General features: G+C 35.9%; 18 protein-coding genes. All 18 read left to right on the forward strand.

Annotated elements, in window-relative coordinates; all coding sequences use genetic code 11:
* Nucleotides 1-51: 51 nt before the first annotated feature.
* Nucleotides 52-933 (forward strand): glucose-1-phosphate thymidylyltransferase RfbA, encoded by an 882-nt coding sequence (gene rfbA, locus QL998_RS00355; RefSeq protein ID WP_290191884.1) that lies wholly within the window; start codon nucleotides 52-54, stop codon nucleotides 931-933.
* Nucleotides 930-1,475 (forward strand): dTDP-4-dehydrorhamnose 3,5-epimerase, encoded by a 546-nt coding sequence (gene rfbC, locus QL998_RS00360; protein ID WP_290191885.1) that lies wholly within the window; start codon nucleotides 930-932, stop codon nucleotides 1,473-1,475. Before rfbA ends, rfbC begins: the two co-directional genes overlap by 4 nt.
* Nucleotides 1,476-1,487: 12 nt before the next feature.
* Nucleotides 1,488-2,552: a dTDP-glucose 4,6-dehydratase gene (gene rfbB, locus QL998_RS00365; protein ID WP_290191886.1), complete on the forward strand. Its 1,065-nt coding sequence runs from the start codon at nucleotides 1,488-1,490 to the stop codon at nucleotides 2,550-2,552.
* 1 nt (nucleotide 2,553) lies between these two features.
* Nucleotides 2,554-3,402 carry a dTDP-4-dehydrorhamnose reductase gene (gene rfbD, locus QL998_RS00370; RefSeq protein ID WP_290191887.1) on the forward strand — a complete coding sequence of 283 codons (849 nt, stop codon included), beginning with the start codon at nucleotides 2,554-2,556 and terminating at the stop codon, nucleotides 3,400-3,402.
* 40 nt (nucleotides 3,403-3,442) lie between these two features.
* Nucleotides 3,443-4,723: a Vi polysaccharide biosynthesis UDP-N-acetylglucosamine C-6 dehydrogenase TviB gene (gene tviB / locus QL998_RS00375; protein ID WP_290191888.1), complete on the forward strand. Its 1,281-nt coding sequence runs from the start codon at nucleotides 3,443-3,445 to the stop codon at nucleotides 4,721-4,723.
* A gap of 102 nt (nucleotides 4,724-4,825) precedes the next feature.
* Nucleotides 4,826-5,863: an NAD-dependent epimerase/dehydratase family protein gene (locus QL998_RS00380; protein ID WP_290191889.1), complete on the forward strand. Its 1,038-nt coding sequence runs from the start codon at nucleotides 4,826-4,828 to the stop codon at nucleotides 5,861-5,863.
* Complete coding sequence (locus QL998_RS00385; protein WP_290191890.1) at nucleotides 5,864-6,820, forward strand: Gfo/Idh/MocA family oxidoreductase; 957 nt, start codon at nucleotides 5,864-5,866, stop codon at nucleotides 6,818-6,820.
* The gene (locus QL998_RS00390; protein WP_290191891.1) at nucleotides 6,820-7,398 is read left to right on the forward strand and encodes an acyltransferase; all 579 of its coding nucleotides are present in this window, start codon (nucleotides 6,820-6,822) and stop codon (nucleotides 7,396-7,398) included. The genes QL998_RS00385 and QL998_RS00390 overlap by 1 nt, the downstream gene beginning before the upstream one ends.
* A gap of 142 nt (nucleotides 7,399-7,540) precedes the next feature.
* Nucleotides 7,541-8,617, forward strand: a complete 1,077-nt coding sequence (locus QL998_RS00395) for a DegT/DnrJ/EryC1/StrS family aminotransferase (protein ID WP_290191945.1) — start codon at nucleotides 7,541-7,543, stop codon at nucleotides 8,615-8,617.
* Nucleotides 8,618-8,625: 8 nt separating this feature from the next.
* Nucleotides 8,626-9,816 (forward strand): glycosyltransferase, encoded by a 1,191-nt coding sequence (locus QL998_RS00400; RefSeq protein WP_290191892.1) that lies wholly within the window; start codon nucleotides 8,626-8,628, stop codon nucleotides 9,814-9,816.
* Nucleotides 9,806-11,224: an oligosaccharide flippase family protein gene (locus QL998_RS00405; protein WP_290191893.1), complete on the forward strand. Its 1,419-nt coding sequence runs from the start codon at nucleotides 9,806-9,808 to the stop codon at nucleotides 11,222-11,224. Before QL998_RS00400 ends, QL998_RS00405 begins: the two co-directional genes overlap by 11 nt.
* Before the next feature lie 104 nt (nucleotides 11,225-11,328).
* Nucleotides 11,329-12,423 (forward strand): UDP-N-acetylglucosamine 2-epimerase (non-hydrolyzing), encoded by a 1,095-nt coding sequence (gene wecB / locus QL998_RS00410; RefSeq protein ID WP_290191894.1) that lies wholly within the window; start codon nucleotides 11,329-11,331, stop codon nucleotides 12,421-12,423.
* A 138-nt stretch (nucleotides 12,424-12,561) separates the two neighbouring features.
* Complete coding sequence (locus QL998_RS00415; RefSeq protein WP_290191895.1) at nucleotides 12,562-13,821, forward strand: hypothetical protein; 1,260 nt, start codon at nucleotides 12,562-12,564, stop codon at nucleotides 13,819-13,821.
* Nucleotides 13,821-15,053: a hypothetical protein gene (locus tag QL998_RS00420; RefSeq protein WP_290191896.1), complete on the forward strand. Its 1,233-nt coding sequence runs from the start codon at nucleotides 13,821-13,823 to the stop codon at nucleotides 15,051-15,053. Before QL998_RS00415 ends, QL998_RS00420 begins: the two co-directional genes overlap by 1 nt.
* On the forward strand, nucleotides 15,040-16,125 hold the full coding sequence (locus QL998_RS00425; protein WP_290191897.1) for a glycosyltransferase family 4 protein: 1,086 nt from the start codon (nucleotides 15,040-15,042) through the stop codon (nucleotides 16,123-16,125). Before QL998_RS00420 ends, QL998_RS00425 begins: the two co-directional genes overlap by 14 nt.
* Before the next feature lie 521 nt (nucleotides 16,126-16,646).
* Nucleotides 16,647-17,756, forward strand: a complete 1,110-nt coding sequence (locus tag QL998_RS00430; protein WP_290191898.1) for a glycosyltransferase family 4 protein — start codon at nucleotides 16,647-16,649, stop codon at nucleotides 17,754-17,756.
* Nucleotides 17,756-18,352 (forward strand): sugar transferase, encoded by a 597-nt coding sequence (locus tag QL998_RS00435; protein ID WP_290191899.1) that lies wholly within the window; start codon nucleotides 17,756-17,758, stop codon nucleotides 18,350-18,352. The genes QL998_RS00430 and QL998_RS00435 overlap by 1 nt, the downstream gene beginning before the upstream one ends.
* A complete protein-coding gene (locus tag QL998_RS00440) occupies nucleotides 18,345-18,983 on the forward strand; it encodes an acetyltransferase (protein WP_290191900.1) in 639 nt (212 codons plus the stop codon). The genes QL998_RS00435 and QL998_RS00440 overlap by 8 nt, the downstream gene beginning before the upstream one ends.
* Nucleotides 18,984-19,026 lie beyond the last annotated feature (43 nt).

Below are 19,026 nucleotides of genomic sequence, written 5' to 3' on the forward strand. Positions count from 1 at the left end.
CAATGGGTTGAAGTTAGGCCGTTAATTCAATTGATCGAAATAGGTATTTAAATGACTAAAGGAATAATCCTCGCCGGAGGAAGTGGCACCCGCTTATACCCACTTACTAAAGTAGTAAGCAAACAATTGATGCCGGTTTACGATAAACCAATGGTGTATTACCCAATTGCCACATTAATGAGTGCAGGCATTCAAGATATATTAGTTATCACCACGCCGGTTGAGCAAAGCAAGTTTCAAGAGCTACTCGGCGATGGCAGTGAGTGGGGCATTCATATTGAGTATGTTGCTCAACCCTCACCAGATGGCCTAGCACAAGCATTTTTACTTGGTGAAGAGTTTATAGGCGACGATAACGTTGCACTAGTGCTCGGTGATAACTTGTTTTATGGTCATGACTTAGTTAAGGCACTTAAAAATGCCGCTGCACGCAAACAAGGTGGAACAGTATTTGGTTACCATGTTGCCAATCCTACGGCTTACGGCGTAGTTGAGTTTGACGAAACCGGTAAAGCAATTTCGGTAGAAGAAAAGCCATCTAAACCAAAATCAAACTATGCCGTTCCTGGTTTGTACTTTTTTGATAACAACGTGGTTGAATACGCTAAAAATGTTAAACCATCGCCTCGTGGTGAGTTAGAAATTACAGATGTTATTGAGCAATACCTAGATGCCGGTACATTAAATGTGGAAATAATGGGCCGTGGTACAGCTTGGTTAGATACCGGCACGCACGATAGCTTATTACAAGCCGCACAGTTTATTGAAACGATCGAAAAGCGCCAAGGCTTAAAAGTAAATTGCCCTGAAGAAGTTGCATACCGTATGGGGTATATCAATGAACAACAATTGCGTGAATTAGCTGAGCCACTACGTAAAAGTGGTTATGGTGAATACTTGTTAAGCTTGCTTTCTAATAAGGTGTTTTCATGAAGGTTATCGATACAGCCATTGCTGATGTAAAAGTTATTGAGCCAACTGTATTTGGTGATGAGCGCGGTTTTTTTATGGAAACCTTTCGTGATGACTGGTTTCGTGAGCAAGTTGCCGATGTGGTATTTGTGCAAGACAACCACAGTAAATCGGGTCAAGGAATATTACGTGGCTTGCATTATCAAACCCAGCAAACGCAAGGTAAGCTTGTGCGTGTAATCGCGGGTGAAGTGTATGATGTCGCGGTTGACATGCGCAAAGACAGTCCTACTTTTGGTCAGCATGTCGGTGTATTACTGAGCGGTGATAACAAGCGTCAACTTTGGGTGCCTGCAGGCTTTGCTCACGGTTTTTATGTGACCAGTGACAGTGCTGAATTTGTCTATAAGTGCACTGACTATTATGCACCACAGTTTGAACAAAGCGTGTTGTGGAATGACCCTGCATTAAATATTCAGTGGCCACTTGTTGACGGTAAATTACCGTTATTTTCAGCGAAAGATGAAGCTGGTTTATTACATGCCGATGCACCTGCTTTTTAAGAGAATAAAATAATGAGTAAAACAATATTTATAACTGGCGGAGCAGGGTTTATTGGCTCGGCCTTAGTGCGCTTTCTAATCAATGAAACAGAGCATACCGTGGTTAACTTTGATAAATTGACCTATGCTGGCAATCTTGATTCACTGCGTTCAGTTGAAAATTCAGCTCGTTATCACTTTATACAGGGCGATATTTGTGACCGTGAAAAAGTAGCCGCAGCATTCTTACAATACCAACCTGATTTTATTATGCATTTAGCGGCAGAAAGCCATGTTGATCGTTCAATTGACGGTCCAGGTGAGTTCATTCAAACAAATGTGGTAGGCACATACGAGCTGCTAGAAGCCGCACGTAGTTACTACGCAACCCTTGTTGATGATAAAAAAGCAGGGTTTCGTTTCCACCATATTTCAACCGATGAGGTGTATGGTGACTTGGGCGAAACAGGCTTGTTCACAGAAGAAACATCGTACGAGCCAAGCTCACCTTATTCAGCATCTAAAGCAGCCTCTGACCACCTAGTACGTGCATGGCACCGGACTTATCAATTACCAGTGGTCTTGACTAACTGCTCGAATAATTATGGTCCGTATCATTTTCCTGAAAAGCTCGTACCACTTATTATCTTAAATGCCCTTGAAGGTAAACAGTTACCTGTTTATGGCGATGGTAAACAAGTACGCGACTGGTTATTCGTAGAAGACCACGCACGTGCACTGTATAAAGTCGTAAGCGAAGGTAAGTTAGGTGACACCTACAACATTGGTGGGTTTAACGAAAAGCAAAATATTGAAGTGGTGACCACAATTTGTAATCACCTAAATGACTTAATTAAAGATAAACCAGCTAACCTTACTGACTTTAAAGAGCTTATTACCTTTGTGGCAGACCGTCCTGGGCACGACGTACGATACGCAATTGATGCGACTAAAATTAATAAAGAGTTAGGTTGGCATCCAGAAGAGACATTTGAATCAGGTATTTTAAAAACAATTCAATGGTATTTAGATAATCAAGCATGGTGTAAAAACGTGCAAGATGGAAGCTACCAACGTGAACGTTTAGGCAGTCATTAATATGAATGTACTAATCATTGGTAAAAATGGTCAAGTAGCGTGGGAATTACAGCAAACCTGTCCAAGCCATATTACAGCGCATGCTTACGGACGTAATGAGATAAATATTACGGACCCGCAAAGTATTGAGCGGGTTATAAAACAGTTAAATCCGGCTGTCATTATCAATGCGTCAGCGTATACGGCGGTAGATAAGGCAGAGTCAGAGCAAGACGAAGCCTATTTAATTAATGCAACAGCAGTTGAACTACTAGCCAAAGCAGCGACTAAGCATAGCATTCGTTTGTTACATATTTCGACAGACTTTGTGTTTGATGGTACAAAGAATACGCCTTACACAGTGGACGACAAAACAAACCCAATCAATGTGTATGGTGCATCTAAATTAGCTGGCGAGCAGGCAATTAAAGCACATTGCCCAGTTAATTCTGCGATTGTTAGAACATCGTGGGTATATTCAAGTCACGGTAATAACTTTGTAAAAACAATGCTGCGTTTAATGGCGGAAAAAGAGCAATTAAGTGTTGTGTGTGACCAAGTAGGTTGCCCAACGAATGCAAAGGGTTTAGCTCAGTACTTATGGCAATTAACGGAACTCCCTAAGCTTGACGAAATTTATCACTATAGTGATTTAGGTGTAGCAAGTTGGTATGATTTTGCAGTAGCGATACAAGATATTGCATTTGAGCAAGATAAACTTAAAAAGAAAATCCTCATTAAACCAATACCAAGTAGCGGTTATCCTACGCCGGCAAAACGACCGATATTTAGCCTTATACAGCAAACTCAATGTATTCCAAATAAGCACTGGAGAGAGCGACTTTGTAGCGTTATTCATTTTTTAAAATAATTCATTGCTTGATTTAAACTTCATAATAGAGAGAATAAAAATGCACGATTCATTAAAGGATCTTAAAATTGGCGTAATAGGTTTAGGTTATGTAGGCTTGCCATTAGCAGTTGAGTTTGGCAAAAAACTCCCTGTATTAGGATTCGATATTAACCAAAGTCGAATCGCACAGTTACAATCCGGTCACGACTCTACACTTGAAGTAAGTGACGAAGAGCTTAAACAATCTCCACAGCTTAATTTCTCTTATACAGTGTCAGATCTTGAAAACTGTAATGTATATATTGTTACCGTACCAACCCCAATTGATGAGCATAAGCAACCTGATTTAACTCCACTTATCAAGGCCAGTGAAATGCTAGGTAAAGTAGTTAAAAAAGATGATATAATAATTTATGAGTCCACCGTATATCCAGGTGCTACTGAAGAGGCGTGTTTGCCGGTAGTAGAGCAGGTATCGGGACTTGTCTTTAATAAAGATTTTTTTGCCGGCTACTCACCAGAGCGTATAAACCCGGGCGATAAAGAGCACCGTGTAACTAACATATTAAAAGTAACATCAGGCTCGAATCCAGAAATAGCTGAAAAAGTTGATCAGCTTTATAAGTCAGTAATTACGGCTGGCACACATAAAGCGAGTTCTATTAGAGTCGCTGAAGCTGCAAAAGTAATCGAGAACACGCAACGAGATGTAAATATAGCTTTAATTAATGAGCTATCGATTATTTTTAATAAATTAGGTATAGACACGCTAGAAGTGTTAGAAGCTGCGGGTACGAAATGGAACTTCCTACCATTTCGTCCTGGATTAGTTGGCGGACATTGTATTGGTGTTGATCCGTACTACTTAACACATAAAGCACAAAGTGTAGGCTATCACCCAGAAATGATTTTAGCCGGTCGTCGTTTAAACGACGGCATGGGCAAACATGTGGTATCTGAACTGGTTAAAAAAATGCTTAAAAAGCGTATTCATGTAGATGGTGCAAATGTATTAGTAATGGGCTTAACCTTTAAAGAAAACTGTCCAGACTTACGTAATACAAAAGTGATCGATATTGTAAGTGAACTTAAAGAATACAATATTAATGTAGATATTGTAGATCCATGGTGCTCAAACGAAGAAGCACAACATGAATATGGCTTAAGCTTAACTAACGAACATAAGCCTAATAATTACGATGCAATCATTCTTGCAGTAGGCCATAACGAATTTAAAGAAATGGGCGCTGAGAAAATTAGCGCGCTTGGTAAAGCTGAGCATGTACTTTATGACTTAAAATACGTACTACCAAAGCAAAGTGTCGATATGCGTTTGTAATAATCGCAAGCGTGAGCTCATCTCATGTTTATAAAGTAAATACTATAACCATTCATAATACTTTGAAAGTCCGCGAGGCTCTAAGGTCACACAAGGAATAATATGACTCGTTACGAACAAATTAAAGCTGAATTACTTGCAACTCCCAAAACCTGGTTAGTGACTGGTGTTGCTGGTTTTATTGGCTCAAACCTTTTAGAGCATTTATTAAAATTAAATCAAAAAGTAGTAGGGCTTGATAACTTTGCAACGGGCCATCAGCATAACCTTGATGAAGTAAAAGGTTTAGTAACTGCGGAGCAGTGGCAAGGCTTTAATTTTATTGAAGGGGATATTCGTAATTATCAAGATTGCGAAACTGCGTTAGCTAATAACGGTGAAGGCGTCGATTATGTATTGCACCAAGCGGCACTTGGTTCAGTCCCACGCTCAATTGCAGATCCAGTAACAACTAATGCTGCGAATATCACTGGTTTTTTATGTATGTTACAAGCAGCCAAAGAAGCTAAAGTAAAAAGCTTTACCTATGCTGCAAGTAGCTCTACTTATGGTGACCACCCTGGACTGCCAAAAATAGAAGAAAATATCGGTAATCCGCTTTCTCCTTACGCAGTTACTAAATATGTAAATGAGCTATATGCAGGTGTATATGCAAAAACATACGGATTTAAAACGATTGGCTTACGCTACTTTAATGTATTTGGTCAACGACAAGATCCAAATGGAGCTTATGCTGCAGTGATCCCTAAGTGGACTGCTGATATGATTAAAGGCGAAGATATATTTATTAATGGTGATGGTGAAACGAGCCGTGATTTTTGCTTTATCGAAAACACAGTGCAAATGAATATACTTGCTGCAACAGCTGGAGATGAAGTCAAAGACAACGTATATAACGTAGCAGTAGGTGACCGGACAACACTTAACTATTTATATAAAGCAATACAGTCTGCACTTAAAGAATGCGATATAAATGTTATGCAAGAACCAGTGTATCGTGACTTTAGAGCTGGTGATGTACGACATTCTCAAGCTGATGTAAGTAAAGCTGTTGATAACCTTGGTTACGCGCCAGAGTACAAAATCTTACAAGGTATTAGTAAAGCTATGCCGTGGTATATAAACCTTAAGGGAAAGTAAATGAAAAATTTTGCAATGATAGGTGCGGCAGGCTATATCGCACCAAGGCATATGAAAGCGATTAAAGATACAGGTAATAATTTAGTTGCTGCTTTAGATAAGAACGATTCAGTAGGAATTATTGATAGTCACTTTCCTAACGCAGATTTTTTTGTTGAGTACGAGCGCTTTGATCGCCATATAGACTTATTAAAGCGAAAAGGCACGCAAATTGATTATGTGGCAATAGCATCGCCAAATTATCTACATGATTCGCATATTCGTTTTGCTTTACGTCACGGTGCACATGCGATATGTGAAAAACCATTAGTTTTAAATTCACATAATATTGACGCTCTAAAAGTCGTTCAAGACGAAACCGGAAAACAAGTTTATAACATTCTTCAACTGCGATTACATCAAAGTATAATTGATCTTAAGTCTTATGTCGCTGAAGAAGTAGCTAAAAACCCTAATAAAGTGTTTGACGTAGATTTAACTTATCTGACAAGCCGTGGACATTGGTATTTTACGTCATGGAAAGGTGATGATAATAAATCTGGAGGTATAGCTACGAATATTGGCGTGCACTTCTACGATATGCTTGGTTGGGTATTTGGTGACTTAGTTAAAAATGAAGCGCACTTAAAACAAGCGGACTCTAATGCTGGTTATCTTGAGTTCAAGCACGCAAAGGTACGGTGGTTTTTATCCGTTAACTACGAGCATATTCCAGAAGAGATTAAAGCAGCAGGCCAACGTACTTATAGGTCTATTACTGTTGATGGTAATGAGATTGAGTTTTCTGGTGGTTTTACTGATTTGCATACCAAGAGCTATGAGCATATTTTGGGTGGAGGTGGCTTTGGATTAGAAGAAGCTCGTAAGAGTATCGAAATTGTAAGCTCTATCCGTGAACAGCAAGTTGTTTTTAACAGTTCTGACATTCACCCATTTGTATCAAAGGTTTTAGGCTAATGAGAGATTACACTGTGCATGAAAGCGCCATTGTTGATGACGGCGCAAAAATAGGCTCTGACACACGTGTTTGGCATTTCGTGCACGTGTGTAGTGGTGCGCAAATTGGTGAAGGTTGCTCGTTAGGGCAAAATGTATTTGTTGGTAATAAAGTCACAATCGGTAATAACGTTAAAATACAAAATAACGTATCAGTTTACGATAACGTACATATCGAAGATGATGTTTTTTGTGGGCCAAGTATGGTATTTACCAATGTATATAACCCGCGTTCATTCATTGAGCGAAAAACAGAATACCGCGACACATTAGTAAAACAAGGCGCAACGTTGGGTGCTAATTGCACTATTGTGTGTGGTGTTACAATAGGGGAATATTCATTAGTTGGCGCGGGCGCCGTTATAAATAAGAATGTACCAGCATTTGCATTGATGGTTGGTGTACCTGCCAAGCAAATTGGTTGGATAAGCAAATATGGCGAGCAACTGAATTTACCATTAACTGGTAATGCAAGTGCCACGTGTGAACACACTGGTGAAGAGTATGTTTTAGAAAGGAGTGTGTTATTTATTAAATAATACACACTTTTTAAACATTGCCAATTATTAATTGTAAGCTGGGCTTTAAACCATTAAATTCCTCGAGTTTAATGGTTTATAATTTAATAAGCTTATACAAATCAGTAATACCTCCCTCTAATTTAAAGAATTTAAAATGACGATACAATTTATAGATTTAGCTGCGCAATACCAACACTTAAAAACAAAAATAGACGCGCGAATTCAAACTGTTCTAGACCATGGCAATTATATCATGGGGCCAGAAGTGCAAGAACTTGAAGCTGAACTTGCAAAGTATGTAGGCGTTAAACATGCTATTACCTGCGCTAACGGCACAGATGCATTAACACTTTCGCTTATGGCACTTGATATTAAAGTGGGAGATGCTGTTTTTTGTCCAACTTTTACTTTTTTTGCGACGGCAGAAGTAATAGCGTACGAAGGTGCAACACCTGTATTTGTTGATTCTGACGCAGCAACATTTAATATTTGTCATGTAGACTTAGAAAAGCGTATTCAAGCAACTATTGCAGAAGGTAAACTAATTCCTAAAGCAATTATAGCAGTTGATTTATTTGGCTTGCCTGCTAACTATCCTGAGATTCAAAAAATTGCAGATAGGTATAATCTAAAACTAGTTGAAGATGCAGCACAAGGCTTTGGTGGGAGTATTGATGGGAAACGTGCTGGTAGTTTTGGTGATATAGCGACTACTAGTTTCTTTCCTGCAAAACCTTTAGGTTGCTATGGTGATGGTGGAGCTATTTTCACTAATAATGATGAATATGCTGAATTAATAAAATCTTATCGTGTACATGGCAAAGGTAGTGATAAATACGATAATGTGAGTATTGGTATGAATAGTCGCCTAGATACAATCCAAGCAGCTATCTTACTTGAAAAACTCGCAGAATTTCCGATCGAACTCATTAATCGTAATAAGGCTGCTGAAAATTATGAAGTTTCGTTGTCAGGAAAATATAAAACCCCACAAGTTCCTGAAGGCTATGTAAGTTCATGGGCTCAATACACCTTACTGTCAGCAAGCCGCGATACGGCTATGGCCATGTTTAAAGAAAAAGGTATACCTACTATGGTTTACTATAGAACATGTATGCACATGCAAACAGCATTTGATTATTTAGGTTACTCTGTAGGAAGCTTTCCTGTTGCAGAAAAATTAGCTAAAAGTGTTTTCAGTTTACCTATGCATCCTTATATGGATGCAAAAAGTTAAGGGTTTAAATGAATAAAAAAATTCACATCCTCCTTTTACCTTCTTGGTATCCAAGTGATGCCAACGATATTTACGGAAGCTTTTTTAGAGAGCAAGCTTTAGCACTTTCAAAAAGTGGTCATCGGGTTGGTGTTATCGCACCTATATTTAGAACTCTAAAGGATATTACAGGGCTTTTTAATAAGCCTTATGGATATAGAGTAAACAATGATGAAGGCGTAAAAACTTATAGATGGTATGGGGTTAATTACACGCCTAAGCTAATTAAAGTTGTAAAAAAAATTAGGCTATGCGTTGGCGAGAAGTTATTCAATAAGTATATCAAGGAAAATGGATTACCAGAGATTTTGCATGTACATTCCTTAAATGATGCTGGGTTCTTAGCTTTAAAAATTTCGAAAAAGTATAATATTCCATATATAATTACTGAGCACTCATCTTTATTTGCTAGAGGCTTAATCAAAAAAGAAGTTACCGAAAGCCTCAATGATGTTGTCCAAAACTCTAGCTATAATATTGCTGTAAGTAACGAGTTTACAAAGCTACTAAACAGTACTTTTAATTCAAAAAGTTGGAACTATCTTCCTAACATGGTAAATAGTTTTTTTTTAAATGAAGAGCTCGTTATTAAGGAGGATACGGAGTATTTCGAGTTTATAAACGTCTGCTTTCAGAATGAAAATAAACGTGTAGATCTTTTGATTAAATCATTTTCAAAGGCCTTTAAAGGAAATAGAAATGTTAGATTAAAACTAGTAGGGGACGGCCCAAGCAAATATATCCTTGAAGAACTTGTTAAAATTGAAGGTATCTCAAAACAAGTTACGTTTTTAGGAGAGTTAGATCGTGAGAAAGTAAAAAGAGAAATTTCTTCTGCTGATGCGTTTGTTCTTTCCAGTAATTATGAAACCTTTGGAGTTGTAATTATAGAAGCACTAGCTCTAGGGAAGCCCGTTATAGCTACTTGTTGTGGAGGTCCAGAATCTATAGTAACTCCTGATGTAGGTTATTTAGTCCCTAAAAACTCCATAGGCGAATTATCTAAAGCAATGTTAGAACTCTATAAAAATAAAGAGAAATTTAATGCTTTTAATATTAGAAAGTACTGTGAAGAAAATTTTAGTGAGTTAGCTGTTACTAAAAAACTTCAACCTATTTATTTACAAGCTATCCAAAGAAAGATCACAAATGAAAGGTAAGATTATACAGTATGCTATCGGTCCAATTGGCACTGCAATTATTGGACTGGTCACACTACCTCTCATAACATGGTTTTATTCTGTAGAAGATGTAGGTAGAATTTCAATGTTACAAGTAGTTGCAAGTTTCTCTATTTTATTATGTTGTTTAGGTCTAGATCAGGCGTATATAAGAGAGTACCATGAGGTAGATAACAAGCCTCTGCTATTAAAACTTAGCTTTTTACCTGGCTTTGTTTTAATTTGCTTAGTATATGGTGGGAGTATTATTTTTAGTCCCACCATTATTTCTCAGTGGTTATATAATATTCCCAGCTCCAGCCTAAGTTTACTTAGCATCGCTTGCTTTATTACTGCATATACCTCCCGCTTTTTATCTTTAGTAGTACGAATGGAAGAGCGTGCTTTAGCTTACTCCATGAGTCAATTAATTCCTAAAGTCTTTTTCTTGATATTTATTATTTGCACCGTTTGGGTCGGCTTTAAGCAAGACATCTATAGTCTTATTGCTGCGCATATGTTATCAGTTTTTATAGTGTGTTTAGTGTTTTTATGGAACACTAAACATGAGTGGAATACTATTCTATCTTGTGGGTTTAATTGGCATAAGTTAAAGTTATTACTAATATTTGGACTTCCTTTAGTCGTAGGGGGACTAGCTTCCTGGGGTCTTAATGTCATGGATAAAGTGTTCCTGAGAAGCCTATCTACTTTTGAAGAGCTTGGCGTTTATTCCGTTACTATTAGCATTGCAGGGGTTGCCACAGTTTTTTCCGGGATATTCAATACAATATGGGCTCCAATGATCTATAAGTGGGAAAAAAATGGTATTGATATTAAGTCTGTTGATAAAATATCTGAGCATGTTTTAGCTGCTGTCTTTTTTGCAGTTGTTCTTGTCGGCTTATTTTCTTGGATGCTGCCATACTTCTTACCTAAAGAATACCTAGCTATTAAATATTTAGTTGCTTTATGTTTGTTATCTCCTTTATTTTATACGCTTTCAGAAACCACAGCTGTTGGAATATCAATTTCTCGTAGGACGGGATTGTCTATGCTCGCTTCAATAGTTGCTATGTTGATAAATGGAATTGGAAATTACATTCTTGTACCTGAATATGGTGCTTTAGGTGCAGCTATTTCAACATCGATAGCATTTTATTTTTTTTATATTCTACGTACAGAGTTTTCACGAAAAGTATGGCGCAATATACCAACGACTAAAACTTATTTAATAATCACTCTGCTATTATTTACTGCAATATCAAATGCGGTTCTTTTCCAGGGAACCAATACTGCAATTATTATTTGGGGTGGGCTGTTATTTTTTGGTTTTTTTATCTTCAACAACTCAATACAGTTGCTTTATAAACTAGTTCGTAATTCAAAGCTATTAAACTTAAGGTGAGTGGAGAATATGAAATGATACCTATCATGAGCAAAACAATACATATAACAGAACATTAATACATATTAGGATGTATTAATAGTTAACTTAATTAAGGATTCCAAGTGAAAATAATAACAGTTGTTGGCGCAAGACCTCAATTTATAAAAGCGGCCACGGTAAGTCGAGCAATATTAGAGCACAATAAAATTAACCCATTAAACAAAATAGAAGAATTAATTGTTCATACCGGACAGCATTATGATACAAACATGAGTGATGTTTTCTTTGATGAAATGGATATACCTAAACCTATATATACATTGAATGTCGGTAGCGGCAACCATGGAGCGATGACTGGTCGTCAATTAGAAAAAGTTGAAGAAATTATACTTAAAGAGCAGCCTGATTATGTGTTGGTTTATGGGGATACCAATTCAACTCTAGCAGGTGCGCTTGCTGCTGCGAAGTTACATATACCGGTAGTACACGTAGAAGCTGGTCTTAGAAGTTTTAATATGGAAATGCCAGAAGAAATCAATCGTATATTAACCGACCAAATTAGTTCAGTGTTATTCTGTCCCACAAACACTGCTATGAATAATCTTAGAAATGAAGGTTATCAAAATAAAAACTGTAAAATTTACAATGTTGGGGATGTGATGTATGACGCTGTTATGTATTATTCGTCAAAAAGTAGAAGGCCTAACTCAGTTAATATAGAAAGAAAATTCGTATTGGCCACAATACACAGAGCTGATAATACTGACAGCAATGAGAGGTTATCAAATATAGTATCAGCTTTAAATAAAATACATAAAACTATACCAGTTGTTTGCCCAGTTCATCCGAGAACAAAGAAGCATATTTTGAATTTAGAAGTGAAACCGAATTTTTTAATGGTTGACCCAGTGAGTTATTTCGAAATGATTTGGTTACTCGATAATTGTTCAGCAGTTGTAACTGATAGTGGTGGTCTACAAAAAGAAGCTTATTTCTTTAAAAAATTCTGTATTACAATGCGGGAGCAAACCGAGTGGGTTGAATTGGTTAATGAAAAAGTTAATTTTTTAGTGGGTAATGATCCAGTATTAATAGTAAATAAAGTAATGGAAGCTCTTGAAAATGAGGAAGAGTCGAGGTTTGAAGGCAAGTCATTATATGGTGACGCAGATGCCGCTGCGAGAATTGTGAAATGCTTGAGTGAAAAGCTAGCGTAATTTTTACGTCGGTTTTGGTTCTTGTTTTTTATAATGTCAACAAAAGTATATAATTAAGCTGTGATAAAATTACTGGAATTCAAGTTCAACTTGTCTGTTTAGTTCAATACTTTCGAGCTTTAGACCTAAGAGTTAAAAATGAAAAAAATTACATGTGTATTATTTGCCACTCATCACAATTCAAAAAATATAGCTTCAATAAGATATATAAGTTTAATTAAATATATAGACCCTCATAAATTTGAATTTATAATTGTAACTAAGGCTGTAGATAATGACACTACAATTACAAAGAATGAAAATATAACTGTTATACCAATAGTTGGTGGGTTACTTGGTCAAAGTAATATGTTTATGAATTTAAAAAATTTAGTTTATTTAATGCTAGGCTTTGGTATAAAGCGCAATATCAAAAGCAATAGTTTTTTTAAAGGTTGTTGGGCAAGTAATGCAATGGCTTCATTAGAGCGGTATTTAGAGTCTCAGCTAAACTCTAATAAGAATATAGTTGCGATGGGCTCATACTCTCCGATAGATGCTTTAATAGCTTCTAGTAACTTTTCAAGTAAATATAACATACCATTAATTCAAGACTTTAGAGATGGCTTTTTATTTGAATCATTAGGACGAAAGTCTAAGTTTCTTAACGTAATGCGGAAAAAGCTTGAAACTATAGCTTGTGAAAACAGCAGCTTAATAATGACTGTTAGCAACCCATTAGTTGATGATTTTAAATTGCGATATCCAAATAACAAAGTCACATTGATGCATAATGGTTTTGACCCAGATGATTTTACTGGTGAGTTAAAATTAGATGAAAGTGATCAGTTGGTAAGTAGAGTGTTTTTTACTAACAAGAAGGTGATTGGACATTTTGGTAGAATAAGCGCGAGTGATGCCTCTCGGTGGGAAAGCTTGAAAACTTTTTTAAAAACATTTTCGACTTTAGACTGCGGAATGAAATCTGAATATACACTTCTATTTGTCGGAGAACTTGAAAATAGAGAGGTAGACTTAATTAAAGCGACAGATGTAGACTTTATTATTAGCCAACCTGTTGAGCGAGGTAAGGCAATTACTTATATGTCTAAATGTGATTATCTTTTGTTATTAACGGGTGATTCAAAGGGGTGTGCGACTGGGAAAATATTTGAGTATATAAATGCTAAGAAAAAAATAATGTGCTTTACTGGGGTTGAAAATGAAGCAACAAAAATACTAAAAGAAACATCGACAGGTAAGGGATTTGTAAATCAAGAAATAGAATTGGAAGCTAGCTTTAAAGAATATATTTTAAATAGTGAAACTTTAGAACCTAAAAAAGCAGAACTTGAAAAGTATAACAAAATCAATCAAGCGCAATTTTTTGAGAGCTTAATAAAGAGTCTAATCATATAATGTTGACAGTTGCTAAGTTAAATTATTATTTAATAGTAGTTGTGCTTTTTTTTAGCGTGGTTTTCCCAAATGTTTTAAAGCCAGTTGTTGTTACTTTTATGTTTCTCTCGTTCTTATTGTCTTTACCGTATATTAAAGTTAGAAGTGAGTTAAAAGTATTTTATCTAATGTTTCTTTTTTCAGTCTTAGTCACCATTTTCTTTATATGCGTGGGGTTGCATAACGGTGCTCCTGAAAACTCGGTTCTTTTAGTTACTTTCATATATATAATCTCTCCATTATTATGGCTTGTTATACTAACCTTTTTTGTACAGCATTTTACATATGATAAAATAGTGTCTTTACTAGTTCTCTTCAGTATTCTGGGGTGCATTTCCGTAGCTGTTTATTTTTACTTGTTTTTGAATTATGGGCCTAGTTCTGTTAGTTTTTTTGAATCAGGAACAAACGTAAATATGAATAGTGATGGTTACTCTGGGGCTATTATGCATGTTTTTGGTTCATTAATTTTTTTAGGTGGTGGGTTTTTCTTTTACCCTAATGTTATTAAATCCTTAAATGTAAAGTTTTTCATATTATTAATTATTTTTCTTACTATGGTTTTTGCAGGAAGAACAGCTCTTACTTTAGCTATTGTTTTATCATCATTTATGTTCTTCACGGTTCTTTCAGTGAAGTTTGTTTTAAATAGGTACTCTCCTATAAAATTCTTTTTTATTATTACTTTAGCTATTTTTGTTTTTTTCTCTTTAATAATAGTTATACGTGAATTTTCGGGAGTTGACTTCCTTTATATAGCGAGTGTTTTTTTTGATAAATCGATGTCAGGTGGTGGGGGAGCAAGAGTTGAGCAAGCATCCGCATTATTTGAAGGTATAGAAAACTCATTCGTTCTAGGTAAGGGACATGGTGTAGGTGTTGATTATATTAGAAGTGATGATTTTCCATGGCGCTATGAACTAGTTTGGATTGCGACTGTGCTGAGAGTTGGTTTTATTGGCGCGTTTATTTATAGCATTCCATATATGTTTTATTTATTTATATTCTTTAAACGGATGAAGGGTTCTCAATTAACATCATTAGATAAATTCTTTTTTGGCTCTTGGGTTGCAGTATTTTTAGCGTCTAATACAAATCCATATATAGAAGCATTTTCTTTTCAATGGATGTTTATAATGCCCTTAGTTTTTCTTTTTAATGACACTACGAGTAACTCATATGAAAAGGCATAAAATACTTTTGCTTTCAAAATATAGCCGAAAAGGCGCAAGCAGTCGCTTAAGAACAATTCAGTATATTTCGTACCTTGAATCTAAAGGTATAAATATAAAAGTAAAAAGTTTTTTTAATGATGAATATCTAGAGAAACTTTATGCAGAAAATAAGGTATCCTTAGTGACCTTATTATATTATTACTTAAAAAGGTTGTACTCTATATTTACTGTTTTTCAATATGATGCTGTTTGGGTTGAAAAGGAGTTGTTCTTATATTTTCCTGCTTTATTTGAGCGGTTACTTAGCAAACTAGGAGTAAGATATATTGTAGATTATGATGATGCTATTTTTCATAACTACGATATGTCTAAGTCCAAATTTATACGTTACTTTTTAAGTTATAAAATTGATGTGGTAATGAGAAATGCTCATACAGTGATTGCAGGTAATGATTACTTGGCGACAAGAGCGAAAAAAGCAGGAGCTAAAAATATAATAATTATCCCAACAGTTGTTGATATTGAGCGCTATAGCCAAAAATCTGAAATTAATAGTGATAAATTAACTATTGGGTGGATTGGTTCACCATCAACTCAAAAGTATGTAGTTAATATAAAGTCTGCTCTAATTGAGTTAAGTAAAGCATTTGATATTACTATTAACCTAGTTGGTGCTAGTGAAAGCGTAGTTAATGAATTAATGGAATTGAATGTTATTATTGAAACTTGGTCAGAAAAGACTGAAGTTAGCTCTATAAAAAAAATGGACATTGGTATTATGCCTTTAGAGGATGGGCCTTGGGAAAAGGGTAAATGTGGATATAAGCTCATACAATATATGGCCTGTGGTGTGCCTGTTGTTGCTAGCCCTGTAGGTGTCAATATAAACATTGTTAACAACAGTATGTGTGGGTTATTAGCGAATACAACAATTGATTGGACTAATGCATTAAAAGAGTTGATAGAAGATAAAAAAAAGCGTGAACTATTTGGATTTAACGGGAGAAAAGCTGTAGAAAATACTTACTCAACTAATGCGCAGCAAGAGAAATTATTGAATGCATTGAGTCTAGTCTCTAAAGGGAAATAGCTCACATTACTCTCTTTAAAGAGTTGTTTAATTATCTTAGACTCTTTATTTGGGGGTTACTACGCTATGCGCTTCACTAACTTTAAATTTATTGCAATAGTAGTCATTTAATTACGTAGCTCTTTCAAATTTACAAGAATGTCAATAGCTGACTTTTCATATATGTTGTATGCTAAATTGGTTTGCTGCAATGGGCTAATGTTTTTTATCACTTATTACTACATACTCAGCTTATTGGTTAGTAGTACAGTAGTGTTTTTAATAGTTTTGCAGCAAACTGTTATGTATATTTTAAGGGATAGTGGTTTACTTATGAGCTATAAAATATTTATTCCCTTTGTTTAAAGGGAAGTATCGATCCTTAGATAAAAATGAAGTTCAATATTTGATTATTCATGACTAGATAAAAACTAATCGGTTGATTATGCGGTTTTATATTTTAACTACTTTGGCTCTTTTATCTATTACAATCTGAGCTTATTTCTGTTATCCATGTGCCGACTAATGAGTAAATAAAAAATATGAAAATTAATATTATAGGTACTCTGCCTTCATCTTTATATAACTTTAGAGGGGGGTTACTTAATCAACTTAACAAATCTAATTTTATAGTACAAACTTTAGCCTCTGGAGCAACAAATAATGATATTAAAGCAGTAGAGGCTTTAGGTGGGAATTACATTGATTATCCCGTTAGCAGAAGTGGCTTAAATCCGATACAAGATTTTAAAACTTTTGTGGCGCTGCGTTATGTTTTTAAAAAGCAGCAACCTGATGTGATTTTAGCTTATACAATAAAGCCAATAATTTGGGGAGCTTTTGCAGCACGTGTTGTGCCTGACTGTCGCTTTTATGCTTTAGTTACTGGCTTGGGTTTTGCTTTTCAAAAAGGCAACTGGAAAAAAAACTTATTAGTAAAATTAGTTGCTTTTTTATATAAAATGTCCTTAAAGAAAGCTCAAAAAGTGATATTTCAAAACCCAGATAACCAGCAAGTTTTTATTGATTTAGGTATAGTACCCTCTTATAAAACTTGTGTAGTAAACGGCTCAGGCGTTGATATAACTCACTTTGATGTTAAACCGCTGACGTCATCACCGGCCTTTTTACTTATTGCCAGGTTATTAGGTGATAAAGGTATTCGTGAGTATGTTGCTGCGGCAAATTGCGTAAAACAACATTACCCTGATGCTGTATTTCAATTAGTTGGCCCAGCAGACCCCTCTCCTGATGGTATTACACTTCAAGAATTAGCAAAGCTAAATAACGATAAAGCTGTTGATTACTTCGGCGCAACTAACGACGTTCGACCCTATATAGAAGGTTGTAATGTTTTTGTATTGCCTTCGTACCATGAAGGGCTGCCACGTACAGTGTTAGAAGCTATGGCAACTGGGCGACCTATTTTAACAACAGATGTTCCAGGTTGCCGCGAAACCGTCATTAATGGTGAAAATGGCTGGCTGGTAGAGAAGGCTAACGTAGAACAATTGGCTGAAAAAATGATTTGGTTTATTGAAAACCCACAAGAATGGCAACGAATGGCAGTGGCAAGTAGAGCGATGGTTGAAGATAAATTTGATGTTCATAAGGTCAATAAAGAGTTAATGAATATTATGGAACTTAATTAATGAAGCGCTTCTTTGATTTTATAGCTGCTCTTTGTGCATTACTTACTTTATTACCAGTAATAACTGTTGTTGCTATACTCATTCGTTTTAAATTGGGCTCACCTATTTTATTTACTCAAAACCGCCCTGGTTTGAATGGTAAAGTATTCAAAATGATGAAGTTTAGAACCATGCTCGATGGTAAGGATAGACTTGGTAATTTACTCCCTGATGATAAACGGATGACTAAATTTGGTGCTTTTTTACGTTCTACCAGTTTAGATGAACTACCTGGTTTATTTAATGTATTAAAAGGTGATATGAGCTTAGTAGGCCCACGTCCTTTACTAGTGCAGTATTTACCTTTGTATAGTACTGAGCAAGCCCGCAGGCATAATGTGCGTCCAGGTATGACAGGTTGGGCACAAGTTAACGGCCGAAATGCTATTAGTTGGGAGGAAAAGTTTAAACTTGATGTGTGGTATGTAGATAACCACAGCTTTTTACTCGATTTAAAAATATTATTGCTTACCGTAAAAAAAGTGTTTGTGCGTGAAGGCATAAGTGCTGACGGCCATGTGACTATAGAACCATTCAAAGGCTCTAATAATGACTAAAGAGTTGGCTATAGTTGGTGCAAGCGGTCATGGCAAAGTGATTGCTGATATTGCAGAGCAGCTTGGTTTTATAGTTAGCTTTTATGATGACGCTTACCCCAGTAAAACACATATTGAACACTGGCCAATACACGGTACATGCGCTGATTTAATAGCTCTAAATAATACAAATGCTACGTTGAGTAATGACGTTGTAGTTGCTATTGGTAATAACGAAATCCGCCAGCAAAAAATAGAGTTATTAAGAAAAAATCGTTTTAACCTTATTACTTTAATTCATCCAACCGCAGTAATAAGCCCATATGCAGCAATAGCATCAGGTACCGTTGTTTTTTCGAGCGCAGTTATTAATGCTTTTGCTAAAGTTGGTGTTGGTTGTATTATTAATACCGCTGCTGTCGTTGAACATGATTGCACCATTGATAATTTCACCCATATTTGCCCTAATGTTGCTCTAGCCGGTGGCGTATCTGTTGGTGCTAAAAGCTGGGTTGGTATTAGCAGCCAAGTTAAACAATTAATTACGATTGGTGATAACTGTATAGTTGGTGCTGGTAGTACAGTTATAAAAAATATACCTGATAATGTAACAGCGTTTGGCTCTCCTGCTGTTGTAATAAAAAGCCACTAAAAATACTTTTTATGATCTTTTCTATACAGAATAAATAGGAATA

Source organism: Pseudoalteromonas sp. APC 3691, assembly GCF_030408135.1.
Classification (GTDB): domain Bacteria; phylum Pseudomonadota; class Gammaproteobacteria; order Enterobacterales; family Alteromonadaceae; genus Pseudoalteromonas.